General features: G+C 37.7%; 21 protein-coding genes. 12 read left to right on the plus strand and 9 right to left on the minus strand.

What is annotated here, in order from left to right; genetic code table 11:
- The first annotated feature begins 154 nt into the window (after positions 1 to 154).
- Positions 155 to 928, plus strand: coding sequence for an AraC family transcriptional regulator (locus tag OC457_RS06415; protein ID WP_080174709.1), 774 nt, complete (start codon positions 155 to 157; stop codon positions 926 to 928).
- Here OC457_RS06415 and OC457_RS06420 read toward each other — a convergent pair.
- The 3 genes from OC457_RS06420 to OC457_RS06430 form a co-directional block, all read right to left on the minus strand.
- Positions 925 to 1,599, minus strand: a complete 675-nt coding sequence (locus OC457_RS06420; protein WP_080174710.1) for a peptidoglycan DD-metalloendopeptidase family protein — start codon at positions 1,597 to 1,599, stop codon at positions 925 to 927. The two genes, OC457_RS06415 and OC457_RS06420, sit on opposite strands and share 4 nt — an antisense overlap.
- Before the next feature lie 22 nt (positions 1,600 to 1,621).
- Positions 1,622 to 2,857 carry an MFS transporter gene (locus OC457_RS06425; protein ID WP_080174711.1) on the minus strand — a complete coding sequence of 412 codons (1,236 nt, stop codon included), beginning with the start codon at positions 2,855 to 2,857 and terminating at the stop codon, positions 1,622 to 1,624.
- Positions 2,858 to 3,021: 164 nt separating this feature from the next.
- Complete coding sequence (locus tag OC457_RS06430; RefSeq protein ID WP_080174712.1) at positions 3,022 to 3,594, minus strand: hypothetical protein; 573 nt, start codon at positions 3,592 to 3,594, stop codon at positions 3,022 to 3,024.
- Positions 3,595 to 3,794: 200 nt separating this feature from the next.
- Here OC457_RS06430 and OC457_RS06435 point away from each other — a divergent pair, with 200 nt between their 5' ends.
- The 4 genes from OC457_RS06435 to OC457_RS06450 all read left to right on the plus strand — a co-directional run bounded on the left by OC457_RS06435 (position 3,795) and on the right by OC457_RS06450 (position 7,278).
- Positions 3,795 to 4,385, plus strand: a complete 591-nt coding sequence (locus OC457_RS06435; protein ID WP_080174713.1) for a TetR/AcrR family transcriptional regulator — start codon at positions 3,795 to 3,797, stop codon at positions 4,383 to 4,385.
- A gap of 104 nt (positions 4,386 to 4,489) precedes the next feature.
- On the plus strand, positions 4,490 to 5,518 hold the full coding sequence (locus OC457_RS06440) for an NADP-dependent oxidoreductase (protein WP_080174714.1): 1,029 nt from the start codon (positions 4,490 to 4,492) through the stop codon (positions 5,516 to 5,518).
- Between the two features lie 15 nt (positions 5,519 to 5,533).
- The gene (locus OC457_RS06445; RefSeq protein WP_080174715.1) at positions 5,534 to 6,148 is read left to right on the plus strand and encodes a glutathione S-transferase family protein; all 615 of its coding nucleotides are present in this window, start codon (positions 5,534 to 5,536) and stop codon (positions 6,146 to 6,148) included.
- Between the two features lie 359 nt (positions 6,149 to 6,507).
- Positions 6,508 to 7,278 carry a class II glutamine amidotransferase gene (locus OC457_RS06450; RefSeq protein WP_080174716.1) on the plus strand — a complete coding sequence of 257 codons (771 nt, stop codon included), beginning with the start codon at positions 6,508 to 6,510 and terminating at the stop codon, positions 7,276 to 7,278.
- Between the two features lie 130 nt (positions 7,279 to 7,408).
- On the opposite strand, the gene OC457_RS06455 is transcribed toward OC457_RS06450, so the two are convergent.
- Positions 7,409 to 8,878, minus strand: a complete 1,470-nt coding sequence (locus OC457_RS06455) for a C69 family dipeptidase (protein ID WP_080174717.1) — start codon at positions 8,876 to 8,878, stop codon at positions 7,409 to 7,411.
- A 387-nt stretch (positions 8,879 to 9,265) separates the two neighbouring features.
- Here OC457_RS06455 and OC457_RS06460 point away from each other — a divergent pair, with 387 nt between their 5' ends.
- Entirely contained in the window at positions 9,266 to 10,840 is a 1,575-nt protein-coding gene (locus OC457_RS06460; RefSeq protein ID WP_080174718.1) for a BCCT family transporter, read from the plus strand.
- A gap of 107 nt (positions 10,841 to 10,947) precedes the next feature.
- Here OC457_RS06460 and OC457_RS06465 read toward each other — a convergent pair whose 3' ends face one another.
- Positions 10,948 to 12,408 (minus strand): SDR family oxidoreductase, encoded by a 1,461-nt coding sequence (locus OC457_RS06465; protein WP_080174719.1) that lies wholly within the window; start codon positions 12,406 to 12,408, stop codon positions 10,948 to 10,950.
- Between the two features lie 542 nt (positions 12,409 to 12,950).
- Here OC457_RS06465 and OC457_RS06470 point away from each other — a divergent pair.
- The 6 genes from OC457_RS06470 to OC457_RS06495 all read left to right on the plus strand — a co-directional run bounded on the left by OC457_RS06470 (position 12,951) and on the right by OC457_RS06495 (position 20,764).
- Positions 12,951 to 13,622, plus strand: coding sequence for an ABC transporter ATP-binding protein (locus OC457_RS06470; RefSeq protein WP_080174720.1), 672 nt, complete (start codon positions 12,951 to 12,953; stop codon positions 13,620 to 13,622).
- The gene (locus OC457_RS06475) at positions 13,603 to 16,062 is read left to right on the plus strand and encodes an ABC transporter permease (RefSeq protein WP_080174721.1); all 2,460 of its coding nucleotides are present in this window, start codon (positions 13,603 to 13,605) and stop codon (positions 16,060 to 16,062) included. Before OC457_RS06470 ends, OC457_RS06475 begins: the two co-directional genes overlap by 20 nt.
- A complete protein-coding gene (locus tag OC457_RS06480; protein WP_080174722.1) occupies positions 16,062 to 17,171 on the plus strand; it encodes a lipocalin-like domain-containing protein in 1,110 nt (369 codons plus the stop codon). The genes OC457_RS06475 and OC457_RS06480 overlap by 1 nt, the downstream gene beginning before the upstream one ends.
- 13 nt (positions 17,172 to 17,184) lie before the next feature.
- Positions 17,185 to 17,892, plus strand: coding sequence for a potassium channel family protein (locus OC457_RS06485; protein ID WP_080174723.1), 708 nt, complete (start codon positions 17,185 to 17,187; stop codon positions 17,890 to 17,892).
- A gap of 161 nt (positions 17,893 to 18,053) precedes the next feature.
- Entirely contained in the window at positions 18,054 to 19,226 is a 1,173-nt protein-coding gene (locus tag OC457_RS06490; protein WP_080174768.1) for a YcjF family protein, read from the plus strand.
- Positions 19,223 to 20,764, plus strand: coding sequence for a GTPase family protein (locus OC457_RS06495; protein WP_080174724.1), 1,542 nt, complete (start codon positions 19,223 to 19,225; stop codon positions 20,762 to 20,764). The genes OC457_RS06490 and OC457_RS06495 overlap by 4 nt, the downstream gene beginning before the upstream one ends.
- 123 nt (positions 20,765 to 20,887) lie before the next feature.
- On the opposite strand, the gene OC457_RS06500 is transcribed toward OC457_RS06495, so the two are convergent.
- The 4 genes from OC457_RS06500 to OC457_RS06515 all read right to left on the minus strand — a co-directional run bounded on the left by OC457_RS06500 (position 20,888) and on the right by OC457_RS06515 (position 25,266).
- The gene (locus OC457_RS06500; protein ID WP_080174725.1) at positions 20,888 to 22,552 is read right to left on the minus strand and encodes a chitinase; all 1,665 of its coding nucleotides are present in this window, start codon (positions 22,550 to 22,552) and stop codon (positions 20,888 to 20,890) included.
- Positions 22,553 to 22,818: 266 nt separating this feature from the next.
- The gene (locus tag OC457_RS06505) at positions 22,819 to 23,841 is read right to left on the minus strand and encodes an acyltransferase (RefSeq protein ID WP_080174726.1); all 1,023 of its coding nucleotides are present in this window, start codon (positions 23,839 to 23,841) and stop codon (positions 22,819 to 22,821) included.
- A gap of 200 nt (positions 23,842 to 24,041) precedes the next feature.
- On the minus strand, positions 24,042 to 24,740 hold the full coding sequence (locus tag OC457_RS06510) for a DUF3334 family protein (RefSeq protein ID WP_080174727.1): 699 nt from the start codon (positions 24,738 to 24,740) through the stop codon (positions 24,042 to 24,044).
- Between the two features lie 169 nt (positions 24,741 to 24,909).
- Positions 24,910 to 25,266, minus strand: coding sequence for a glutathione S-transferase N-terminal domain-containing protein (locus OC457_RS06515; RefSeq protein ID WP_080174728.1), 357 nt, complete (start codon positions 25,264 to 25,266; stop codon positions 24,910 to 24,912).
- Positions 25,267 to 25,545 lie beyond the last annotated feature (279 nt).

Genomic DNA, 25,545 nt, shown 5'->3' on the forward strand with positions numbered 1-25,545 from the left:
TATAAGCAAAAACGATGCTTTTTATTAATATATGAGAAAGTTAGCGTAAATATACGTATCGTTTCATCATGGTAATTATTATAATGTGCTCATTTTTGAGCTTATATTAATATAAAGACTATATATATTAATATAAGGACAAATAACGGAAGCTATGGCATATATTGAAAATGATCAGCGATTTTGTCCCAATGACTTTGACAGTTTAGTGATTGGCCTTGCAGCAGACATTGGTGATCATAATTCTGGTGAACATCGGCATGATAAAGATCAGCTATTATTCTCTCATCATGGTTGTATGGTGATCACCCTAGAAGGAACTAAGTGCGTTTTACCTCCTATGCGTGCAGCTTGGATCCCCGCAGGCATTTTGCATAATGCGCAAATGACCAATGTAATACAATATCGTTCCTTATATTTTTCCCCATCATTACAACCACAACTTAGTCGTAAAATGAAGATTATTGATATTAATCCATTGATGGCAATATTGCTTGAAAGAATGTCAATGTGGGCGTTTGATAAACCCAATGAAGAACAATTAAATTCAGTTAATCTATTGATAGAAGAGCTTAATTTTGCTACTGAAAGTCATTTAAATTTACCGTTACCTCATGATGTTAGATTAGTTAAGTGGCTTGAAGAGATTAACTCGCCAAATTTTATTGCACCGACATTAGCCGATCTTAGCGTGTTAGTGGGAGCAAGCCAGAAAACAATTACGCGTATTTTTAATAAAGAAACAGGAATGCCATATCAAAGTTGGCGTCAGCAATGGCGATTGTTAACGGCCATTGAATTATTATCACAACGGCAACGTATTTCAGAGGTCTCATATCGGTTAGACTTTGCTAATGACAGTGCATTTATTAGCTTTTTTCGTCAAAAAACAGGATTGACCCCACTTAACTTTATGGCTGATTTTTAATCAAGATCATCGCGTTTAAGGATCAAATTAGGGTTGGGGCAGTTATTGCGGTAAAAATCTAACTCTGCGGGATCAACAACTCCAATATAATCATCGGTATTGGTTCCCATATTCTCAATGATCTGTAAATGAAGATGTGGAGCCCAACCGCCATTTTCTTCTGTTGTGCCTATTGCTGTAAATTGTTGCCCAGCTTTTATATGATCGCCTACATGTAAGTGCGTATGGGCAGCCTGATGAAGATGACCATACAAAGTAAAAAAGGCTATTCCCTCAAGCTGATGGCGTAAAATAATAGTAGGACCATAGTCACCATCATTTTGATGATTAGCAATGCTATGAACATCGCCATCAAGTGGTGCAAACACCGGCGTTAAAGAAGGGACACCTAAATCAATCCCCATATGAACGGTACGATTTTTACTGTCACTAAAATTTTTTTTATCTTGATAAATTAGCCGTTGTTCTGCATAACGACCAATCACTATTTGTGCGTTCATTGCTGTTGACTGACGGGCTATTTCATCAGCAAAGCTGTGATCGGCGGTAACACTTTGCCAAAGCACACTGGCAGGGGAAAGATCAACAATGAGTCCACGCCCAAATTGAAGTGGCTCTGGGATCACCGCATGAAACTGATGAGCTTGAAGTGCACTGGTTAATGGTGTCATATATGTTGTCCTTTTCATTATCTTAATTAGCCGCCGTAACGAGCTTTGCTGCCTTTTTAGGGACGATAATCATCGCAATCACATAACCGATGGCGGCAATCGCTGTCGGTAGAATTAAATCAATATTGACAAATACACTGGTCAAATAACCACTTAATGTCCATGCAAGCCCTACCATTGCACTTGACATCGCCATTACCCAACCTTGATCTGCTTCACTGGCTCTGTCTGATAATGCCGTAATATAAAAAGGAAAAGCAATCGCAACCATGACAGCAGTAAATATCATCGCAGCGATGTGTGTATTTGGTGTGGGTGTTACTGCTAATAAAATCATACCAATCGCTGCAAATAGGGTTGTTATCCGCAATGCTGATAATACATTAATACGCGCTAAAATCAGCCGAGGAAGCAATAATAACGAACAGATCATAACAACACCAATAGCCATCATAAAATATTGGTAGAAGCTGCTTTCTACACTAATCCCCCATTTTTGAGGAAAAATAAACGCAATATTTTGAAAGTATAAACTCCAACTAAACTGGCAAATAAAAACGATCGCTAAACAAGCCAATAAACCAGATTGACTGCGTTTCAATGGGGCAACAAAAGAGAGTGGGTTTTCATTGTGTAAAGTAACTTGCGGCGGTAAACGAACAAGGTTTAACAGCACTAAACAGAAGATAGCAATAATAAGACAGGCATAAAATGGCGCTTGAGTACCATAGGTTGCTGATAATTTGCTGCCTAATGCTGGTCCAAATGACATTGCCGCTGTCATTACGATTGCCACCATACTCATTAACGTCGCTTTGGTTTTACCACGGCTATTATCAGCAAGAATCGCTTGTGCAATTGGTTGACTGGCAGAGCCAAGGCTATTGATCATGTTTCCTGCAAATAATAATGCAATTGATCCGATCACAATGGCATAGATCGGTATTGCAAAACCAATAGCGGCAATGATTAAACATAAGACCATGGTCATTTTACGGCTAAAACGGTCAGCGAAACGAGCAATGAATGGGGTAAAAAACATTGAGATAAAGGGAGCTGCTGACATCACCGTACCAAATAAAGTACGACGTTGTTCGATTGACATATTTTGTGCGATAGCAAGTGAGTGATCCGTTAAAAATAAACTCACATAAGCTGGGATCGTAATAAAAAAGCCCGCAGAGCCAAGGAAGATAATGCAATAGAGCGTAAATAATGAGGTGGGTTTTAACGCCAAATGTTGGGTTGAAGTTGGCATGTGTCGTGAGATCCTGACGGTGATAATAATCGACTATTTTAATCAGGTATTACGATGAATCAAGTTATTACGTATAGTATTGATATGGATATTAATAAATGAATAACGCCTTGTGGGTGAAATACTAATCACAAGGCGTATTTTTAAGCGAATAATTACGAGGATTACTGGTTGATAGTAATCTCAGTATCCAAGTCTTTTAACGCCATTTTTTGAATGTTAATGCCAAACATCATGATGATTAGGCACCAGTTTAGGTAAGGTAATTTACCTGCGCGTAAACTGTCAGTGACGTTTTCAGGTTTCCAGTTAAACAATGCTGCAATATTTTCAGTGGTCATTTCTGCAAATAAACCGCTGTCGATTAATTTTGCAAACTGCTCGCTTGTCGGGCAAATAAACGTATTTTGACTGCCAAAAGCAGAAGGCTTAAATAAGCGTAATACACGTTTGATTTCTTCAACTTCAATTACTTTACCATTGGTTGCGATGTTAGGTCGGCCAATCAGTGCGGCAATAAAACACCAGCAAGGGTAAGGAATTGAAGAAACATCTAATGGCTCTTTTTTATATTTAGCAGTCCAATTACAGATATTTTTTTCTTGTAGGCCTGTTGCTAAAGTAAGTTGCTTGGCATCATAACCATTATCTTTTAATAGGTTAATTGCTTCTGCAACTTCAGAAACTAAAGGCTTGCTCCAAGTTGCAAAAGGGGTAAAGACATTTTCTCTAATCAAAACGATATTCCAATTGACAGTGTAATACAGGTGTTTTGCTAATTGCTGACGATCATACGTGTTCAGCGCTGTATGTCTATTAATATCCGTCGTTATAAATGAGATAGAAACAATATATTTATTACAAGCTATAACGGTGGCATTAAAATAATTGTGCCACAGTACTAGACGACTGGTCTAGTCGAGTTTATAGTTATCGTATGAAAACAAAAACAAATGATACACGCCAGCATATTTTAGATATTGGTTATCAACTTGTAGTAACCAAAGGATTCTCAAATGTTGGTTTGTCAGAAATTTTAAATACAGCAGTGGTACCAAAAGGTTCTTTTTATCATTATTTTAAGTCAAAAGAACAATTTGGTGAGGCGTTAATTCAACACTATTTTGAACAGTATCTAGAGCAGGTTTCTACTCTTTTAGTACAAGGCAATGGAACTGGTTTTGATCGTTTGACTGACTATTTTTCACGGTGGTTAATCATTGATAACGGCACCTGTAACGCCAATAAATGTGTAGTGGTTAAACTCAGTGCTGAGGTCTCTGATTTGTCTGAACCGATGCGTGAGGCTTTGAAGAAAGGGGCTAACAGTATTGTAAACTTAATTGCGTCATGCATTGATGATGGTATTAAAGACGGTTCGATTACAGTAAAAGACAGTCAATTAACTGCTCAAACCTTATATCAATTATGGCTTGGTGCTAGTTTGTTTTATAAACTTAGCCAAGACGTTACTGTATTACAGCAAGCATTAATTACAACTCAAACGCAGTTACAACCTGTAGTTTAGTGGTAGTTAATGATTAATTATCCCATTATTTTTCGATGGGATTTTTTAAAACCCAACACTAGACGACTGGTCTAATATTCAGTAAAAAAGAAAAGGATAGCACAATGACAAACGTAAATCGTAGAATTGTATTAGCATCTCGCCCAGTAGGTGCACCAACAACGGATAATTTTCGTTTAGAACAAACAGCAATGCCAACGATAGCCGCTGGGGAGATATTACTACGTAGTGTATATCTATCATTAGATCCTTATATGCGAGGCCGTATGAGTGATGCTAAATCTTATGCTGATCCTGTTGCGATAGGTGAGGTCATGGTTGGCGGTACGGTATGTCAAGTTGAGCAGTCTAACCATGCTGATTTTGTACAAGGTGAGTGGGTGTTATCTTATTCAGGTTGGCAAGATTATGCTGTTTCAAATGGTAGCGGATTAATTAAATTAGGCATGCAACCAACACATCCATCTTATGCTTTAGGTGTGATGGGAATGCCGGGTTTCACCGCTTATATGGGCTTGCTTGATATTGGTCAACCTAAGCCGAGTGATACGATTGTTGTGGCGGCTGCAACAGGTGCTGTGGGTTCAATGGTGGGGCAGATTGGTAAAATTAAAGGTTGTCGAGTTATTGGTGTTGCTGGTGGCGAAGAAAAATGCCGCTATGCTAAAGACGTGCTAGGTTTTGATGATTGTATTGATCATAAAGCCGATGATTTCGAGGCTCAACTAGCGTCAGTTTGTGATAAAGGCATTGATATTTATTATGAAAATGTCGGTGGTAAAGTTTTTGATGCAGTATTACCGCTACTTAATACCGGCGCACGTATTCCATTATGTGGTTTGATTTCTCAATATAATGCCACTGAATTACCGCAAGGGCCTGATCGCTTGTCGATGTTAATGGGTACGCTATTAGTTAAGCGTATTAAGATGCAAGGGTTTATTATCTTTGATGATTATGCTGATCGTTATGATGAATTTGCCACAGATATGAGCCAATGGTTAGCGGAAGGCAAAATCCATTATCGTGAAGATTTAGTTCAAGGGTTAGAAAATGCCCCTCAAGCGTTTATTGGTTTATTAGACGGTAAGAATTTTGGCAAATTGGTTATTCAAACCAATCAAGCTCAATAATAAGGTGAATAGAATATGATCACACTTCATCACTTAAATAAATCACGTTCAAAGCGCATTATTTGGTTATTAGAAGAGCTTAACGTAATTTATGAGATTAAGCCTTATTTGCGTGACGCTGTCACTTTTTTGGCTCCACCAGAATTGAAAAATATTCACCCGTTAGGAAAATCGCCAGTGATTGAAGACAATGGGGCGGTGATTGCTGAATCTGGCGCTATTACTGAATATTTAATTCAAACATATAACCTTAATTTAGCACCTAAAGTGGGAACGCCAGCTTATATTGAATATTTACAATGGCTTCATTTCGCTGAAAGTTCGGCTATTTTACCATTATTATTAAAGATGTTTGTTGCTAAAGATGGCGCTAAAACTAATTTCTTAGAAAGTTATGCAGACGTTGAAGCGGAAAAAGTCATTAGTTATTTTGAACAGAGTCTTGAAGGCAAAACATATTTAGTCGAAGATCGACTCACTGGCGCTGATATCATGATGTCGTTTATTGTTGAAATACTGCAAAATAACGGCATGATTGTTAATTATCCTAATATTCAACGTTATCAAGCCCAATTGGCAACGCATGATAAGTTTGTTAAAGCTGAGCAAATTGAGCATCGACTGGGCTAATTACAACAAATCATTGTTATATAAAGGTTACTTTTTTGAGTGATCTTTTTTTACCTAAAATTTTGATCTTGTTAATAGTACGATTTATGTCTTATTCGTATTTAAAAGCTGGCATATTATGCATCTTAAAGCCAATATTATGAGGATTGATACTGATCTATGCTCTTAAAAGGTATTAGCATTATGGATTGTAGCTATTGAAAAAGAAGAATAAATGCCTTTTTCCATTATGGTATATATAAATAATACGTAGTAAATAAGTCGCCTGTATTAAACAATATAAGCATAGTGATCATGTGTAGTGCGTGATAAATTAGACAACTTATTTAGTATGTGTTGTCTTAAGTAAGGAATACGTTATGTCCCGATGGTTAGCCTATCATGGTGACAGTATCTATTTAGATGAATTAATTTATCAGCCAGAACATTCATTAATTCAGCAAAGTGTCGAATCAAATAAAAAGCGTGTTGTTCGTGCAAATGGCGATGGCTTTGGTTTAGGTTGGTATTCTCATCGCGCATTACCTGGCTATTATCATGATATTTTACCCGCATGGGGTGATGAGAATTTACGTTCGTTAGCGCATCACATTAGTTCACACCGTTTTATGGCACATATTCGTCATTCAACAGGCTCACAAGTTTCTCGAGTAAATTGTCATCCGTTTGTACTTGATAATTGGATGTTTCTACATAATGGCCAGATCAGTGGTTTTGATCAGGTGAAATTTACGTTAGTCCGTCAATTAACTGAAGAGTTATTTTTAAAACGAGTCGGTACAACTGATAGTGAATTGATTTTCTTGATGATGATTAAAAATGGGCTTCGAATTGATCCCGTTGCAGCGATAAATCAGACCTTATATGAAATTGAACAAGCAATGGAAGATAAATCGATAACTGGGCCGTTAAAAACGTCATTGTGTATCTCTGATGGTGAGCAATTTTGGGTAGTTCGTTATAGTTCCGATCACCAACCACCACCAGTATTTATTCAGTGCTTAAAGAATAAAACGATTCTTGCTTCTGAGCCATTAGATCATTCTGATTCATGGAAAAAAATTCCGCGTCAAACTATCACTCATATTACTAATCATCATTGTACGCAGCACGATTTAATTATTGATTAATCTGTGATGTACAATATTGAAAAGGCAGTCTTAATCGGCTGCCTTTTTAATATCTGTGGTAATCGTCATTGGCGATGTTCACTGTTTTATTCTATTTATATGTTCAAGTATAAATAGTCAGTAGTGCTAATTAAGCCCCCTTGAATGGATAAATGGTATTAGTATCTATTGTCATCTTAGTAATAATCCTATTTTGAAGATTATTGGCTGTTGCCATCGCTTGATTAGTGACGGTTAATTCAAAATTATTTAAGAGTGCTTGTGCTTTTTGAGGCTCAGTTTTATAGATGGCTAAATAGTCTTTTTGTGTTTGCGCCATGAGTGCGGTTTGTTTCTTTTCAAATTCGGCATAGGCTTTTTTAACCATTGGTGCAAACTGATTATAGTCAGTCATCGCAAGGGTTTGTACTTTACGTAACTGCCAATAGGCTGACATATTATCAGCCATAGTACCGATGCCTGTTTTATAGATAGCTGGAATTTTTGCACCTTGATAAAACGCAATATAAGGTGTTAGATCAGTCATCCCCCAGCCAATATAAGCCACTTCGCCAATAGCCTGAGGTAATGCTGGGTTAATTTGAAGAATATGAGATTGATAAGTTCTAAAGACAGAAATAGGACGATAAGTTTCTTTAGGATTAACGTTAGCATAAGGATCATGTGAAGATCCTTGATAATGATTTCTCAATCCTTGCTTAACATCATCGACCGATAATTTATGCGCAGGCTCTGCAAAGACAGGAAAGGCTAATGGATCCGCTAAGGTTGTTTTAATGCCGTTACTGTACATGTGTTGTAAGACATGTACGCGTGGATAATTATAAAGACGATCGTTGCTGTTATCGATGGAGTAGGCGCGATGAAAATTAAACTCACCATCTTGTTTCGGTTTGTATACACCTTGAGCAATAGCAAAATTGATCAGCGTTGGGCTGGAAAGATATTTATCGGTGTTAGTAGGGTCAAAATGTTGTAATCGTCCTTGATTAGCAGAAACAAAATAATCGTTATTATCAAGTTTGGTGGCCATCCATTGGTGGCCACTGCCTGTTTCTAAATACCAAATTCCAGTTTTATCAACAAAAGCGACGCCAAAGCCTTCTGCTGCTCCTTGTTTCTCAATAATCTCACCTAAGAGTTGTACGCCTTCTTTGGCTGATTTCACTCGCGGTAAAATAACATTAACAATCGAATCTTCATTAATACCGGCTTTTTCATTGTAAGGATCAACGGCAAGGACGGTGGGATTATTATAAATAGTTTCCGTGGCAGACATTCCAATACCAAGCTCATTAAAGCCAGCAGAACCAAAAGAAGTATCCTGCGTTTTTGCTTTTGAGAAACTGCTATAAGCAAGGCTGGTTGCTGGTAAAGGGTAAGTAAAAGCATTGCTGTTAGATTTGAACTCGCCTTGGGTATTTGTCTGATGAGGATGATTAAACCAGTGTGGATTGACCAATGGGCTATGGTCTGCATTTCTCGCAATAATATAACTGCCGTCAGTTGTTGCTTGATTACCAACAAGAATAGTGGTGCAAGCAAAAACGGATGGGGAAAGGGTCGCTGCAATTGCAGCAGAAATTAACGTGGATTTCATGAATACCTCTACAATGCCGTTAAAAATTGGCTATTACTATAGGGCATAGAAATAGGTGTATTTGCGTGAAATATCACACTCACCATATCGTTTAAAACGATTAATTGATAACTAAGTTTGCAGCTATCAATTGTGAAATTATTTGTTCAGTAACTATTTATTATGCTTTAGCCCCTTATGTTAATAAGTATTTTTAATGGTTTCGATGATTTTTATTTCTCAATTTTAGTTTTTGTATGACAAATTATAAGTTTCTGTTTTCAAATTACAAACCAATAAAATTGGAGGTTTATTTTCTTTTCTATTGAAAATTATAGGAAAATTTAACTGGTATTAAGGTTTGCATGCTGATAGTGTGTCTTCCCTCACACACAGCGTGAGACATTTATGCAACGAAATACAAGTGAAATTAGTAATAATACAGTACCGAATTTTGTTATAGGACTGAAAGGTTTAGACAATAAACTCGTTCCATCTCTAACGATTGGCTTTATTAGCTTATTCGTTCTTTCTGCTTTAATTGATATGCCCGCGTTTACTGCAATGATCCAAACATCATTTAGCTCTGCAGCCCAAACTTTTGGTTCAAGTTGGCAGTGGCTGATGCTTATTAATTTCTTCCTAGCGTTAATTGTAGCGATTAGTCCGTTAGGTAAAAAAGTGATGGGTAGCGTTGTTAAACCGACTATTGGCACATTTCGTTGGTTAGCAATGATTATGTGTACACTGCTTGCTGGTGGTGGCGTTTTTTGGTCTGCAGCTGAACCTATTTATCACTTTATGACACCCTCTCCATCATTTCCTGGTGTCGAAGGCGGCACGCTTGCTGCTGTTACTCCTGCCTTAGATCAAGCATTTTTACATTGGGGCTTTCTTGCATGGGCGGTACTAGGTACGCTCTCAACGATAGTGTTAATGTATGCCCATCATGAACATGGGATAAAATTACGCCCTCGCGCTTTATTATTTCCACTTTTTGGGCATCGTTTAGAAAATCATTGGCTAGGTAGTGTGATTGATGCATGTTCAATTATTGCTGTAGCGGCTGGTACGATTGGTCCGATTGGTTTTTTAGCATCACAATTAGGCTATAGCTTAGAATTATTAACAGGCTTAGAAAATAATACCCAATCTCAGTTAATTATTTTAGCCGTTGTTGTTGCTATTTATTCAGCCTCAGCAGCATCAGGCATGGATAAAGGATTACAGTGGTTATCTCGTCTTAATGTTATTGGTGCTTTTGTACTTTTAGCTGCAATGTTAATTTTAGGTCCAACGAGTTTTTTATTAAAAGAGTTTGGATCGGCATTTGGCAGTTATCTTCAGAATATGGGTACAATGAGTTTGACTACCGCTAAGCCTGAATGGAACTTGTGGTGGACATGGTTCTTCTGGGGATGGTTTATCGGTTTTGCTCCAATGATGGCTATCTTTATTGCTCGTATTTCTGAAGGTCGTAGTATAAGAAGTTTGATCTTGTGTGTTGCTGTTGGCGCACCGATTGCGACAAACTTTTGGTTTGCTGTATTAGGCGGTACAGGTATTTCATTAGAGCTAAATAACCCAGGTATGATTTCCGGTCCATTGAATGATGGTGGTTTACCTTCAGTATTGTTAGCGACGCTGTCTAATTTACCGTTAAGTTATATTTTATTGCCCGCATTTTTAGTGTTGACGACAACATTTGTAGTGACCACTGGTGACTCAATGGCATATTCTATTGCGATGGTAGTTTCTGGTGATAATGAACCAAGCAGTAAACATCGCTTATTTTGGGCTATTACTATGGGTGTAGTGGCGGCAGTATTATTATTAGCCGGTGATGGCGGTTTAAATGCACTGCAATCCTTTATTGTTATTACCGCTGTGCCAGTATCATTACTGATAGGACTAACACTATTAAGTGGACCGGTGGCAGCATTGAAAATGACCTGTGCTTCAAAGGCAGAAAAAGCGGTATGATGAGCGGAGTGTGATGTGATTTTTGCATTTCGTTAGCGACAAAAAAGCCGAAAGTTTTATGCTTTCGGCTTTTTTATAGCTATATTTTTAAAATTAGAGAAATCGTATTATTTTGTTTCGATATTGCCTTGTTGTATTTTAGCCTTACAACGTTTAACTAAAGCATGAGTCATGCCTCGGAAAATAAATAAATGGGCAGGCATCATTGCAAACCAATACAATAGCCCCATAAAGCCTTTTGGGTGCCACCATGCGCGAATATCTACCGTACGATAATCGCCACAATCTTCAATGGTGAATTCTAATCGACCCAGTCCCGGCGCTTTCATACCAAATAATAGCGATAGGAAATGGTTTTTCTCAAGACTGATCACTTTCCATGAATCAATTTTATCCCCCAATTGTAATTGCAGAGGATCTCGACGATAACGTTGTAGTGCGTCACCACCAATCATGGCATCCATCCATTCTCGTACTCGCCATAAACCGTTAGCGTAAAAATAGCCTTCTTCGCCACCGATTAGTTGTACCTGACGCCATAAGTCTTCACAACTGGCGTCTGTTTTAAGTGTGTAACCCGCTTGTTTTGGGTAGTAGCCATAACCGGTTTGCCAACGTAATAGGGCATCAGGATCAAATCCCCAAATTTCACTCCTAACAACTTCTGTATTCATTGTGAGCGCTTCTTGAATTGCCTCTTCATAACTGATCAAATGCTGAGGTATTCGACGTTGAAGTTCACTACCATCAGCAGGAAGATCGCAACTTAAACCACCAATGAGTGCTCGAGCAATATTGGTTGGGACCGATGTTATAAAGCGAAGCCAATACGTAGCCATTTGAGGGCTTAGCCATTTTAAGGGAATAACACGGATCGCTTTGCCATGCACTTTACTTAACCGAACCATTTGATCTTTATAAGTCATTTGTTCGGGACCGGCGACATCTAAAATAAGATTTTTTTCTTGAGGGTAGTCAATAAGTTCGGTGAGGTAGTAGAGTAAATTGCGTAATGCAATAGGTGAATTACGCGAGGTGACCCAGCGCGGAGTTAACATAATAGGTAAGTGGTAAACGAAATCTTGCATGACTTCAAATGCAGCGGAACCGGGACCAATAATGATACCAGCCCGTAGTTCTGTAATGCATTTACCGCTATCACGAAGAATATTGCCAGTCTCTTTTCGTGCAATTAAATGTTTAGATTGGCTGGTTGATGATTGTAAAGCGCCAAGATAAATAAGATGTTTCACATTACTCAGTGCTAGATAATGGCTAAACCGTTTTGCACAATCGAGTTCAAATTCAATAAAATCATGGCCGTGATTCATGCCATGAACCAGAAAATAAACAGTATCAATATCTTTAAATAAAGTTGTTAAATCTTGATCGATCTCTAAATCTAATTCAATTAATTCTAAATTATCAATATTTCCCCAACCACGTTTTTCTAATAGCTTAAGGTTCCGTCCTGTTGCTTTTACGTGGTGACCTAAGTTTAATAAATTCGGCACTAGATGACTGCCAATATAACCAGAGGCTCCGACGACAAGAATATTTTTGCTCATTAAATAACCACTCTAAATTCCATGTTGCGATATAAAGATGCAAAAAACTGATGTTTTAATTTTTAATTATCACCTTTAGAGATAATGGCTTTTTATTGATTAAAAGCAATAATAAACTGCAAAAGTTGATAGTTTTTGTAGATTAATATGATTATTATCACCTCGTTTTAGAGGGGGGTTATGCATATGATTGTATTTATCCATTCAAAAGTAAAAATGTGGATATGAATGGTACGAATAATTTGAATAAGCAGTATTGTTTTTAGTGGAATGATATATGTAATTTTTTCTAATAATTATTAAATTAAAAGTAAAAATATAAACGTTATCTGTTAGTGATTAATTATTGCGCTTAATTGGTAGCTATTTGTTGTTAAAGAGGAATATCTTAATACAATAAGTGTTTTAAATGGCTATATATAGTGCTCAAGCTATTATGTGAACAATAAAATAGGTAGTATTGAATAACTATTTGTTTTAATTGTTCGATATTGAAATAAATATGATTAATTTGTAATGTAAATAAACGTTGGTGATTGGACATGTTACGACTATCTGCACTCTGTAAAGGGTATCTCGACGGTACAGAGTTCCATTCTGTACTTCAGGGCGCTAATTTATTTTTAAATGCTGGGGAACAATTGGCGCTAATGGGCGAAAGTGGTTCAGGGAAAAGCACATTATTGAATTTAATAGCGGGGCTTGATAAACCTGAATCGGGTGAGATATGGTTGGGGGATAGAGCAATACATGCCATTTCTGAACGTGAGCGTACGGCTTTCCGTCGTGAAAATATTGGTCTTGTTTTTCAGCAATATAATTTATTACCAACCTTAACCGTAGCCGATAACATTCGTTTTTGTCGTCAGTTAAAAGGCTTACCTGACGATGATAAATTATGGCTAAAGTTAATTTCTGCATTAGATTTAATGTCGTTATTATCTCGTTATCCAGAAGAAATTTCAGGTGGTCAACAACAACGAGCAGCAATTGCACGTGCGATTTATATGGAACCAATTTTATTACTTGCAGATGAACCTACAGGTAGTTTAGATGAGCGTAATGCAAGTGCTGTTATTCAATTACTTCTTTCATTAACGAAACAGCTTCATTGTACGTTATTAGTCGTGACTCATAGTGAAATAGTCGCTGCAAAGATGCAAGGGCGTATTCGTTTACAAGGAGGTCAGCTTCATGTTACGCCCCGTAGCTAGTGCTCTTTGGGGGCATTATCGCCGTCATCCATTACAAATTGTTTTAGTCTGGTTAGGGCTAACCTTAGGTATTGCATTATTAGTTGGTGTAATGGGTGTTAACCAGCAAGCAAAAGAAAGCTACCGAAAAGGCGAGCAACTTTTTTCTAATCCTTTTCCATATCGCATTCGGCATGTACAAATTGGAATGAATGTCCCTCAAGGGTTTTATATTCAAATGCGACGCGCAGGACTAAAAACATGCGCACCATTAGTTGAACATCGAATTGTTACTGAAAAACAACGGGATTTTCAATTATTAGGTATTGATCCTGTTGCTATGCTTGGTGCAATAAAAAATAGTGTTGCAGATGAACATAAAATTAAATTATTGCAATTAATGCGACCGCCATATCCTATTATGCTGGGTGAATATTTAGCTAATTATATTGGCATTAAAAATGGTGATATGTTGACACTAGATTCTGGACGAAAAATTGGTCCGATAAAGGTGAGCAGTGATAGTCGTATGAATGATTCTCGTATGATTGCAGATATCGGCCTATTGCGTGAATTACAACCAAGTTCAGGGTTTAGTGCTATCGTCTGTGGTGAAATGAGCCGCAAGCAATTGATGAAACTAACACATATTCTACCACCAGGATTAACACTTGAGCGCCAACAAAATGCAAAATTAGAGCCGCTGACCAATGCATTCCATCTTAATTTATTTGCAATGGGCATGCTCGCATTTGTCGTTGGATTATTTATTTTTTACCAAGCAATGTCGTTATCTTTAGCGCAACGACAACCATTAGTTGGTCTATTACGTCAGCTTGGAGTGAGTGGAACTCAGCTTGCAGGAGCATTAATTGGTGAGCTGTGTTTATGGGTATTGCTTGGGCTTGTTGGCGGTAATCTTATTGGATTGTTATTAGCACAGCAATTGTTGCCATCCGTAGCTGTATCATTGAATGATTTATATAACGCTAATGTTGGTTTGCAAGTCCATTGGAACTGGCAATGGGGAGCTGCAAGTTTAGCGATTGCAGTTTTTGGTTGTGCTTTTTCATGTACGTGGCCGATTGTACGATTAATAAAATCGCCACCAGCACGTTTAGCTACACATTTATCATTAGTTCGCTTTAGTGGGCGAGAGTTTGCATGGCAAGCACTGTTTTCTTGTATCTTTATTATTGGAGCGATCGTTGTTTATAAGGTAGCTCATGGGCAGTTAACCGGCTTTGTTTTAATTGCTATTATTTTGATTGCATCTGGTTTGATGATGCCTTACTTACTATGGCTACTGTTTAACTTTTTAGGCAATATTAGTCGTAAAGCTCGAATGCGTTGGTTTTTCTTTGATGCCGCAGCGAGTTTAAGTTATCGCGGCATTGCAGCAATGGCATTTATGTTAGCGTTAGCTTCTAATATTGGTATGGAAACAATGGTGGGTAGTTTTAGAAATACGACTGAAAATTGGCTTGAACAGCGATTAGCTGCTGATATTTATATTCGCCCTTCAATGAATATGGCACCACGTATTTCAAAATGGTTACAGCAACAGCCTGAAGTTGAACAAGTGTGGTGGAGTTGGCAAAAAGCGACACGCTCAAATGATGGTACGATTCAAGTTATGAGTATTGGCCAATCATTGGGTGAGAAACAAGCACTTTCAGTCAAGACGGGGATTAAGAATTATTGGCAACAATTACACAATGAACGTGCAGTGATGGTCAGTGAGTCTATGGCTTTGAAGCACCATTGGCAACCAGGCGACATTATTAATCTTCCCGCTCCAATGAATAAGCATTGGCACGTTGTTGGTATTTATTATGATTACGGTAATCCTTATGGACAGGTATTAATTTCACAACAAAAGTGGCAACGTTTTTGGCCTCATTCAGGACAAGTAGGATTAGCGATTCATTTAAAAAATGGCGTGAAATTAGATCCATTATTAGCGAAGTTAGGCGAGAGATTTCGATTACAACCCGAGAGAATACGTAACAATGCAGCGTTACTGAAACAAGCAATGACTGTATTTGATCGTACTTTTGTTGTGACATCAACACTCGGTAATCTAACGTTATTTATTGCTATTTGTGGTTTATTTTTCGCAACTATTGCTGGAGAGGTTTCTCGGCAGCGGCAGTTTTCTTTATTGCGTTGTATGGGAATGACTGGGGTTGAATTATCATTACTCGGTGGTGGACAGTTGCTGGTTATTGGACTAATGACCGCATTGATGGCATTGCCATTAGGATTACTTCTAGCACAATTATTGATTGATGTCGTATTGAAACACTCCTTTGGTTGGACAATGCAAATGCAATACTTCCCGTATGATTATTTGTTGACATTAGGTACTGCTTTATTGGTGCTATTAGTCGCAGGAGCATGGCCAGTATGGCGATTGGTTCGGCGTTCTGCCATTTTATCTTTACGAGAGTCATTTTAATGAAAATTTCAGCTATGCAATCTCGTTGGCATTGGGTTTATTTAGCGATAATGCTGATGGTTTTATTATTATTAAGTGGATGTGATCACCCGCCTGTGCGCAGTAATTCTGTTAAAATGTTAACGCAATCTAAAGATTTTGTGTTTGAACCCGTTGTTAAAGGAGAGTCGATAACTTTTCCTCGTGATTATGGTGAGCATCCTGAATATCTTGCTGAATGGTGGTATTTAACAACGAATCTTAAAACAGATACAGGCAAAGAAATTGCATTGCAATGGACGTTGTTTCGTATGGCAACCAGTGATGAAGATTTGAGTGGATGGAAAACACCACAAATGTATATGGCACATGCGGTGATAACAACGTCTGATAAAATTTGGGCAACAGAACGGTTTGCGCGGGGTGGGATTGGACAAGCAGGAGTTACTCTTAATCCTTTTCGTGCTTGGTTAGATAATTGGTCATGGCAGGCACCAACGAGTAGCCCATTTCCAGGTAGGCTTGAGTTTTCTGATGATAATATGTTAGCGCGGTTAGATATTAAACAGCGTGGTTCTATAGTTTTACAAGGCGATAAGGGATACAGCAAAAAGCATCCATTGCTTGATATTGCATCTTATTATTATAGCGCACCATTTTTAGATATTGATGGTGTTATTGAGCTTGATGGAAAGCAATATAAAGTAAGTGGACGAGGTTGGTTTGATCGTGAATGGAGCAGTAGTATGCTCAGCGCGAAGCAACAAGGATGGGATTGGTTCTCTATTCATTTAGATGATGGCAGTGCCCTTATGGTATCGCAATTACGAGAAAGAGGCCAAAGACCCTATTTTATTGGATCTCGCTCATGGTCCGATGGTCGAGTGGTTAAGTTAGACAATAACCAAATACGTATGAAGCCAATGCATTTTAATAAAGTAAGTGGAATATCTTTTCCATTAAATTGGCTAATTGAAGTGCCGTCACAAGGATTAAAGCTCCAAACGAGTGTTGTTAGGCATGATCAGTGGTTACATTTTATGTTTCCGTATTGGGAAGGTCCAATTAGAGTCACGGGATCACATAGCGGTAAAGGGTTTATGGAATTAACTGGATATGAAGAGAAATAAGGAATATTGATAAATGTTCAGTAAAAAAGTACGACGTATAAATAATCAAAATAATTTTTTCTACTTAACGCTAGCATTGGTTTTTTTATTGATTAGTGCGTCATTAAATAAGGTTATTACATCGGGTATTTTGCAATATATATTAGAAGCTTTTACGTTGATTACTTTTGGTATTTGTTTATTGAGCTTACGCTTTGATAAGAATTGGTTCCGTTTTTTATCGTCATTAGTGGTTGCATGGTTAATAGCCGTGATCACTCGAACAATATTCGGCATTGAAGAAATTGAAATTATCATGCTGTCATTGATGTTTATTTTCTTCTATGGCACTTTTCGCTCAATTATGCGCCAAATACTCTTTACGGGTTCAATTAACAGCAACAAAATCATTGGTTCAATGGCATTGTTTCTATTGATCGGTTTAATGTGGGCAATTGGTTATTTAATTCTTATTCATTTTTTACCAGGGGCATTTCAAGGCATCAATAAAGGAGCATGGCAAGAGAATTTTGCTGATGCCGCTTATTTTAGCTTTGTCACTTTAACGACACTGGGATACGGCGACATTTTACCAATAATGCCAATAGCTAAAGTTCTTGCCTATCTTGAGGCGATTGTCGGTGTATTTTATATGGCGATTGTGGTGTCAAGTTTAGTCAGTTCTAGTCGTGAACAATATACGATTGAACATATTGAACATATTGAGCATATTGATGATTAATCTATAACCAAAGATAACGAATATTGAATTATAAAAAAGAGAATGATCATTAAGGTTATTCTCTTTTTTTCATTTAGTGCTATTTTGCTAATATTGATTAAATAGTTATGTATGAATATTCAATATATGACTGGTTTACTATTTTGTGGTGTAAAGGTGATATGAATCGCTTCTTTAAGAAAGTTTACCAATATATAAATCCCTCGGTTAACCCTGATTTAGCACCTGCGTTTGATGAATGGCAAAAAAACATTCCAACGTTATGGCTGTTAGGTAAAACAGGAGCAGGTAAATCAACAATAATTCAAACGCTTACAGGGAATAGCCTCGTTGAAATAGGTAATGGTTTTCAGCCATGTACTCGTACTGCTCATCATTATCTTTATCCGGCTGAAAATCCATTAGTGTGTTTTTTAGATACTCGAGGATTAGGTGAAACTGATTATGATCCAGCAGAAGACATTGCAATGTGTAGTGGTAAAAGCCATGCACTCATGGTGGTGATGAAAGCGGAAGAACCCGAACAGTCAGGTTTATTAGCGGCATTAAAACAAATTAAACGTAGTGGTATGATCAAACACTTACTGGTTATCCATACTGCGGTGAATAGTATTGTTGATATTCAAGAGCGCCAACGTGCGATTGAATATAACCATCAGCGAGTGATGGATGTTTGGGGTATAAAACCGACACAATGGCAATCAGAATCTGTAACAAGCTATCAGCCTATTGTGGTTGATTTTATTCCAGATGAAGACCAATTTATAGGCATTGATGCACTGCACCATGCATTGACAGATGCGCTTCCGATGTTGAGTTTATTATCCAATCAACAAGCCCATACTAGCCGTGAAGAACAAAACTTTTATCAGTTACGACAAGAAGTATTGTGGTATGCCGGTGCTGCGGGTGCCAGTGATGCAATTCCTGCTGTTGGGTTATTTAGCGTGCCTGCTATTCAAGGAAAAATGTTACATAGTCTTGCCAATCAATATGGTGTCAGTTGGAATAAAAAAGACTATGCAGAGTTCGTTGGCATGTTGGGATCGGGTTTTTTGCTGCAATACCTATCTAAATTAGGGCTTAACCAGTTAGTTAAATTTATTCCAGCATACGGTCAAACAGTGGGAAGTGCGACGGCTGCTGCGATGAGTTTTTCATCTACCTATGCTATTGGTCGTGCTGCTTGTATGTATTTGTACCATCGTAGTAAAGGTGAGTCGATTTCAAAAGATCAAATTAAATTGGCTTACCAACAAGCATTTACCATGGTTAAAACGGTTGCGGATAGGCAGCAATTAAGTAAAACCACACTGAAAAAGGATAGCGAATGAAACGGGTAAGTAAAAGTTATCAGTTAATCAATCAACTTTCTGAAGATTTTTTACCATTATTGATGTTGGCAGTTTGTTTACCTATCATTGTATTAGCTGGCTTTGGTGTCGTTGATCTCATTCAACAAGGACAATGGCTACTATTTTTTGCCATTATTGCTGGTGGTTGTTTATTGGCTTTTCTGCCTTATTGGTGGTTGCGCCGTAAACGGGTGGTTGCGAATGCTGTAATGGATGATATCGCACCATTGCATGTGGCTGCCAATCCACAATGGAGTGAGCACGATCAACAAGTGTGGCAACAAATAACTCAGGTGATTGATAAACAGTTAGCTGAAGATTCAACATGGGAAAGCCTACAAGCCCATGCTTATGTTTTAGTGGCTGATGTTGCTGCGCAGTATCATCAACAATCGAGTTCGCAAAAGTTGGCTTTTACTGCTCCTGAATTTTTAATGATGGTTGAAGAGGTCAGTCGCCGTTATCGCCACTTTTTACAACAACATGTTCCTTTTTCTGAGAAAATCACGCTAACAAGCCTCAAACAAGGTTACGCGATTAAAGATAAAATGGGCTATGCAAAAAGTGCGTATGATATATATCGCTTATTCCGAATCGCAACGCCCACAGGTTGGTTAGCAGAAGTTAGAGGATTAGTGCTAGGTAAGTTATTTGATGATGTTAGCACAGAAGTGCAAAGCAAATTAAAAGCAACTTTATTACAAGAGGTTGCATCAGTAGCGATTGATTTATACAGTGGTCGTTTCAAACTTGATGATGCAGCAGTGCCACATAGTCAGCTACAAGACCAAGATCAGCAAGCAGCTGCGATTGCTGTAGAGCCATTGCGGGTGGCGATTGTTGGTCAAGTAAGTGCGGGTAAATCATCAGTAATTAATGGTTTATTAGGTGAAATTGCAGCTGAAGTGAGTACGTTACCTTCAACGGATAAAGCCACAACTTATAAATGTGAAGTGGAAGGATTGGACTTAATCAATCTGATCGATTTGCCTGGTATTGATGGTAATGCTGATACTGAAAAAAAACTATTGAAACAAATGACTGAAAGCGATGTAGTTATTTGGGTCTTGAAGGCCAATCAATCGTCACGTCAACTCGATGTCACATTAAGAACAGCCTTTGATTCGTTTTATAAGCAGCCTAAAAATCAGCAACGAAAAGCACCAAAAGTGATTATATTAGTTAATCAAGTTGATAAACTTAAGCCTGTCGATGAATGGTTGCCTCCGTATGATCTTGACTCTCCTCAAACAGACAAAGGACAAATTATTAGCGATGCCGTGAACTATAACCGTGAGATGATGCAAGCGGAGTATATTCTGCCGTTTTCTGTTAGTAGTGATCGTATTCCCTATAACCTTGATAGTTTACAATCACAGTTACAGATGGTGTATCAAGATGGAATTAATACCCAGTTAAATCGTCGTCGTGCTCAAGGTGAATCCATTGATTATACCGAGCAAGCAAAACGGTTGTACCGCTTAGGTAAATTGGTGTTTGATGCTGCAACTAAGTAGTCGTCGTTGTTTTTGTTAACGATAAAAAGTGGCCTTGATAGGGTTTAATTTTCCCGTCAAAGCCATTTTTATTGGGTGTTAATATATTAGTAGGTTAATTAAATAATATTGTTGAGGTTAGCTTTAAGGTAACAAAGCCCACGGATCGCCTGCAGTAGGGGTATTACCTTGGCTCCACCATTTAGCTTTATATATTTTACCTTGGTAGCTGACTTTATCATTGCCACCGTAAACGGCATGACTTTCCCATGCTGTAACATCAGCAGGTAAATCAGGAGATGGTTTTTTGTCTGTTGGCGGTGTTACTGGTGGCGTAATAGTATCATCTGTTGCCGCTTTAATGAGCTTCCACGGATCACCTAAATCAGGCTGGTTATTTTGACTCCACCATTTAGCTTCATAAACAGCTCCTTTGTAAGCGATTTGTTCTCCGCAAGTATAAACTTTATTTTTATCCCAACTTGCCACACCATCAATCGGTGGATCGCTAGGATCTGTTGTACCACCCCCCGTATCGGGATCTAATTTTTCCACCACACGTACTTCTGGCCAGTTCGCGTGTGAGCCATAGAAATTGGTGACGCATTTTTCATAATCGCCAGCAACTAAAGCAGAATAAGCGGTTTGGAAACCAACTAACTCACACTCAAATGAGGCACCACCAGGACGGTCAGGGTAGTATTTCCAATTTGCATCCCAATTAGTATAAAGCACGTCGGTTGCGCCATTTAAATTTAAACTGCCATAAGGCGTTTGTTGCCAGCAGGTATTAGTTTCATCACTCTTTAGTGTAATTTGATAGTTTTCAACTAAACCTTCCCAATAACGAATACGGTTAACGGGTTGACCTTTATCTTTGTTTTGCTCACCACATTCAATACCACCATTGATGACATTAATCGTAGTACCAAAGCCATAGCCAATGCCAGCATCTGTTTCACGTTGAGAAGGAACCCATGTGCGATCTATAACATGTAACATGGCAGGTTTAGGTGCTTGTGGCGTTAGGAAAAACCAGATTGCTGATGCAAGGTTTAGCCAAGAATCAGCGACTAACCCTGGATTATTCAGTAGTACTGTTGCATCACCGTCAAACATTACCTCAGAAAATGCGCCATAGTTGAAGTGGTAGGAGAGTTGTTTTGCGCCACGCCCAAAGTAGCCTTGTCCTTCAGCACAAGGCCAGCGTTTATTTTGCCAATCATTTTGACCACAACCTGTGGTGTAACCGGGTTGACCTTCAGACCACCCCATTTCACGCACATGAACTAATGCTTGTTGCCATTCTTCAAGCCCTAATGGATTATCTGATACGTTTTCAATACTAATATGACCGCCAGTTTCTTGGGCGAAGTGAGCGAAAGCAGTAACAATGGATTTCTTACAGATAGCATCTGCATCGCGATCATCGGTGTAATCACCACAGAATGCAGGGAATTTTCCTATGGCGCGTAAAAAACGAGTATAGGTATATTCAGGTGCCGCCATTTGAGTGAGATAATTCCACTCAGTTTCAGGAAAAACGTGCTCAACCCGTTTTACATTATCAGGATTAGTACTTAGCCCTGGAAGAATCGATTCAACGATAGAATTTGATGCGGTCACTAATGCTTGTGCCCAGACATCGTACATTGGATCCATTGTTTTTATATTTTCAGCTGTAATAATTTCGGAACGCTCAATGACGTAACCACCAATATTGTCGGGATCGGGTTGAGGTGTCATCGCATAACTATTGGCTGCGAAGATGCTGCCAATCACGAAAGATAGCGGATGTAGTTTGGCCATTGATTCATTCCCTTATTAATATAATGCACGATAGTAGCTAATAAGGTTATCGGTATGTAGCAATAATGTGCAATCATTGCGTTTTAAAAGCGTGTCAGTGTGTTTAGTTTTCGTGTAGCTCTGAACATTTTTTGCATTGAAAATGATGTTTATAGCAATTTATATGAATATCATTGTTTGAGGATAGAGAATAAGGAACTTGTAGAGAGGTAGAGTAAAAAGTCCTTATAATCAGAGAATAATAAGGACTTTACGATAATGTTAAACTAACGCACTAAAAATAGCGCTATAGACGTTTTTCGCAGTCCACGAACAATCATCGTTGATATAAAAAGTACGACTGGTACAGCAAATAGACTGGCAAAAATAGGATCAATATCTAAAACAGCAATGATATTTAAATAATAAATGACAACCAGAAGGTGGCATAGGTAAATACCCAGAACGTCTTTGCTTAATGAGTGAATGATTTTATAGTCACCTAAATTAGGTCTTGCTAATAAAACAAAGAAAATACCTAACGCCCATAATGGTGTGCCAAAAAGGGAGTCATGGAAAAATGAACCATTTTCTTGTAATGAAAGATAGTTTGCCTCACCAATAAATAAACAAAATCCAATAGTCATCATAATAATACTGTATTTAAGACTAATGCTGATATTACGACGGCGAATTTCAAATCCAAGCATGATCATGAAAGTGCTAAAAAAGGGACCATTACGTGTGAAGATTGGTGAGCTTAATTCTGTTATTTGAGCATAGCTACCTGCCATTAAACCAAAAATAAATAAAAGGGTAGCAATGGGAATAATTAAGCGAGATAACTTCAAACGCAGTAAAACGGTAATGATAGTTAAACCACTTAATAGCCCTGGAATATACCAAAGATGTACTAATCCACCTTCAAATAACGTATTTAATGGTGTTGTGAGCAGCTTTTGCCAATAGAAGGTACGCTCAGCAATATAACCCTCAGTAGTGACAAGATGAAAGTTAAACGGAAAAATAAGGTAAATAATACTCCATGACACCCACATAATGATTAATGGAGGAGCATAACGCCAAAGATAAGGAACACATTCAGTGGTTAAACGTGGCTGGATAAAATACCCCGCCATAATAAAAAATAAGGGTACAGCAAATCGACTAACTTGATTGAGCCCCATGCCTAACAAAGGTTGACCATCAAATAACGGAGCTTGCATGAAGATTTGGCTATGCAAAGCGATAATCGCAATCGTGGCAATAATTCGACCAAATTCAAAGCTGGCGATACGGTGTTGAGACATGACGATAAACCCATAAACGAAAGTGGGTCGAAATTATATTGAATTGGTGATTTTGTAAATTGTATTATGAAAGTGAATTACGTTATTGATCACAAAATTAAAGTTATGATCAATAATAAATTAAATTTATTTGGCACAAAAAGTAAGTAGGCAACAATATGATGACTAAAGTTACCTAATTATTTAAATTAAAATATTTTTTATAATCCAAGTTGATCTAGCAAATCTTGATTTTCATTAGGATTTTCATTGGTGCTATCGTTGCTACCAGATATTGGTTTGTCTTGTTGCTGACGGGCGACAGTAGCCGTTTCAAAAATAGTATCAGGATCTTGTTCATCTATTTCAAATTTTCCAAGTTGAATAAATTCTGTTCTATCCATCGCTAGTTCAAGGTAAAAAATATTATTATTTGCAGTTGTAAAACTAACACGTCGAACCTCTGGACGATCTAGATTAGTATCAACAGAGAGAATGATTTGTTTATGTAGGGCAAGCATTTTTGGTTGGTTTTGAGTGATGGATATGTTTAATTCTCTACCAATTTTCCCTGTAAAGTCACCTACAACTTGGTTCATTAATTCGCCTAAAATATTGGCCACATCATCAGCGGTATGATGAATGGAAAGATCAGCGTCAGTAAATCCCATTCGTAGCATATAATTCTGATACAGTTCCATAGCAGCTGATGCTGAGAAATTAGTCACAACTAAGCCAGTAAAGCCGCCATCAAAGAGGACAAAACAACCGATATCAGGCTTTAAGCTTGTTTTATTGATTTTTTGTACCATTGGTGAGTATTTAATATTACTTTCCGTTGCTCGTGACAACACATCAGACAGCGAGTGACATAGTTTAATTAAAATATCGTCGGTAGTGATTGTATGATTTTTTCGCATATACAGCAGCCTTGTAAACCGTATTTATAACTAATAAATGAAACATCAATAGCTAAAGCCGATAGTTCTGTCGCCTTTATACTACAAATTAAAGTGCAGTTAATACTATCGGCTTATATGGTCAGGACTTAAATGATTAATTACTTTTATTACAAGAATGATTGTAGTGTTAAGAAAATTGTTTATCTAAGTATGCAATGATATCGTTTGACTCATACATCCAAGTCACTTTCCCATTTTCTTCAATACGTAAACAAGGAACCTTACGTCTTCCTCCTTGCTCTAGTAGTTCTTGAGCCCATGGTGAAACTTTGGCATCACGCGTAGTCAGTGGTAAATTTAAACGTTTAGCATGACGACGTACTTTTACACAAAAAGGGCATGTTTCAAATTGGTAGAGCTGCATATTAGCCACAGCAATATCAATTTTTTGTTGAGCTGTTGCTGAACGTTGTATGCTTCGTGGAGTGAACAACGCATTGAGAATAAGAATGATTTTACCTATTATCCAACGAAGAACTTTCATATTTTATCCTACTGGCGATATAAAATTATGTTGTGATTCTATTATAAAAATATCATTAGGTAACCATATAGTCAGGTATAAAGTTGTGTTGATTGTTGATTGTTGATTGTTAATTGTATTGTGTTTTTTATAAGTGTATTTAGTTGAAAATTGTTAAGTGTCTGGTTTTTTCTTTATTGTGATGATAATTAATTGGAACTAAGATCAATATTTAGATGTATGTCACTGAATGCATAATTTTAAAGTGCAGCACAATGTTACTTTGCTTTATACTTATAC

It is taken from the genome of Photobacterium toruni, from assembly GCF_024529955.1.
Classification (GTDB): Bacteria; Pseudomonadota; Gammaproteobacteria; order Enterobacterales; family Vibrionaceae; genus Photobacterium; species Photobacterium toruni.

Excerpts from the sequence above, each read along its gene's own strand:
- OC457_RS06450 (WP_080174716.1), top strand. The coding sequence starts at position 6,508 with ATGTCCCGATGGTTAGCCTATCATGGTGACAGTATCTATTTAGATGAA.
- OC457_RS06445 (WP_080174715.1), top strand. The coding sequence starts at position 5,534 with ATGATCACACTTCATCACTTAAATAAATCACGTTCAAAGCGCATTATT.
- OC457_RS06435 (WP_080174713.1), top strand. The coding sequence starts at position 3,795 with ATGAAAACAAAAACAAATGATACACGCCAGCATATTTTAGATATTGGT.
- OC457_RS06470 (WP_080174720.1), top strand. The coding sequence starts at position 12,951 with ATGTTACGACTATCTGCACTCTGTAAAGGGTATCTCGACGGTACAGAG.
- OC457_RS06460 (WP_080174718.1), top strand. The coding sequence starts at position 9,266 with ATGCAACGAAATACAAGTGAAATTAGTAATAATACAGTACCGAATTTT.
- OC457_RS06465 (WP_080174719.1), bottom strand. The coding sequence starts at position 12,408 with ATGAGCAAAAATATTCTTGTCGTCGGAGCCTCTGGTTATATTGGCAGT.
- OC457_RS06510 (WP_080174727.1), bottom strand. The coding sequence starts at position 24,740 with ATGCGAAAAAATCATACAATCACTACCGACGATATTTTAATTAAACTA.
- OC457_RS06420 (WP_080174710.1), bottom strand. The coding sequence starts at position 1,599 with ATGACACCATTAACCAGTGCACTTCAAGCTCATCAGTTTCATGCGGTG.
- OC457_RS06495 (WP_080174724.1), top strand. The coding sequence starts at position 19,223 with ATGAAACGGGTAAGTAAAAGTTATCAGTTAATCAATCAACTTTCTGAA.
- OC457_RS06415 (WP_080174709.1), top strand. The coding sequence starts at position 155 with ATGGCATATATTGAAAATGATCAGCGATTTTGTCCCAATGACTTTGAC.
- OC457_RS06480 (WP_080174722.1), top strand. The coding sequence starts at position 16,062 with ATGAAAATTTCAGCTATGCAATCTCGTTGGCATTGGGTTTATTTAGCG.
- OC457_RS06505 (WP_080174726.1), bottom strand. The coding sequence starts at position 23,841 with ATGTCTCAACACCGTATCGCCAGCTTTGAATTTGGTCGAATTATTGCC.
- OC457_RS06490 (WP_080174768.1), top strand. The coding sequence starts at position 18,054 with ATGAATCGCTTCTTTAAGAAAGTTTACCAATATATAAATCCCTCGGTT.
- OC457_RS06425 (WP_080174711.1), bottom strand. The coding sequence starts at position 2,857 with ATGCCAACTTCAACCCAACATTTGGCGTTAAAACCCACCTCATTATTT.
- OC457_RS06500 (WP_080174725.1), bottom strand. The coding sequence starts at position 22,552 with ATGGCCAAACTACATCCGCTATCTTTCGTGATTGGCAGCATCTTCGCA.
- OC457_RS06440 (WP_080174714.1), top strand. The coding sequence starts at position 4,490 with ATGACAAACGTAAATCGTAGAATTGTATTAGCATCTCGCCCAGTAGGT.
- OC457_RS06475 (WP_080174721.1), top strand. The coding sequence starts at position 13,603 with ATGTTACGCCCCGTAGCTAGTGCTCTTTGGGGGCATTATCGCCGTCAT.
- OC457_RS06485 (WP_080174723.1), top strand. The coding sequence starts at position 17,185 with ATGTTCAGTAAAAAAGTACGACGTATAAATAATCAAAATAATTTTTTC.
- OC457_RS06455 (WP_080174717.1), bottom strand. The coding sequence starts at position 8,878 with ATGAAATCCACGTTAATTTCTGCTGCAATTGCAGCGACCCTTTCCCCA.
- OC457_RS06515 (WP_080174728.1), bottom strand. The coding sequence starts at position 25,266 with ATGAAAGTTCTTCGTTGGATAATAGGTAAAATCATTCTTATTCTCAAT.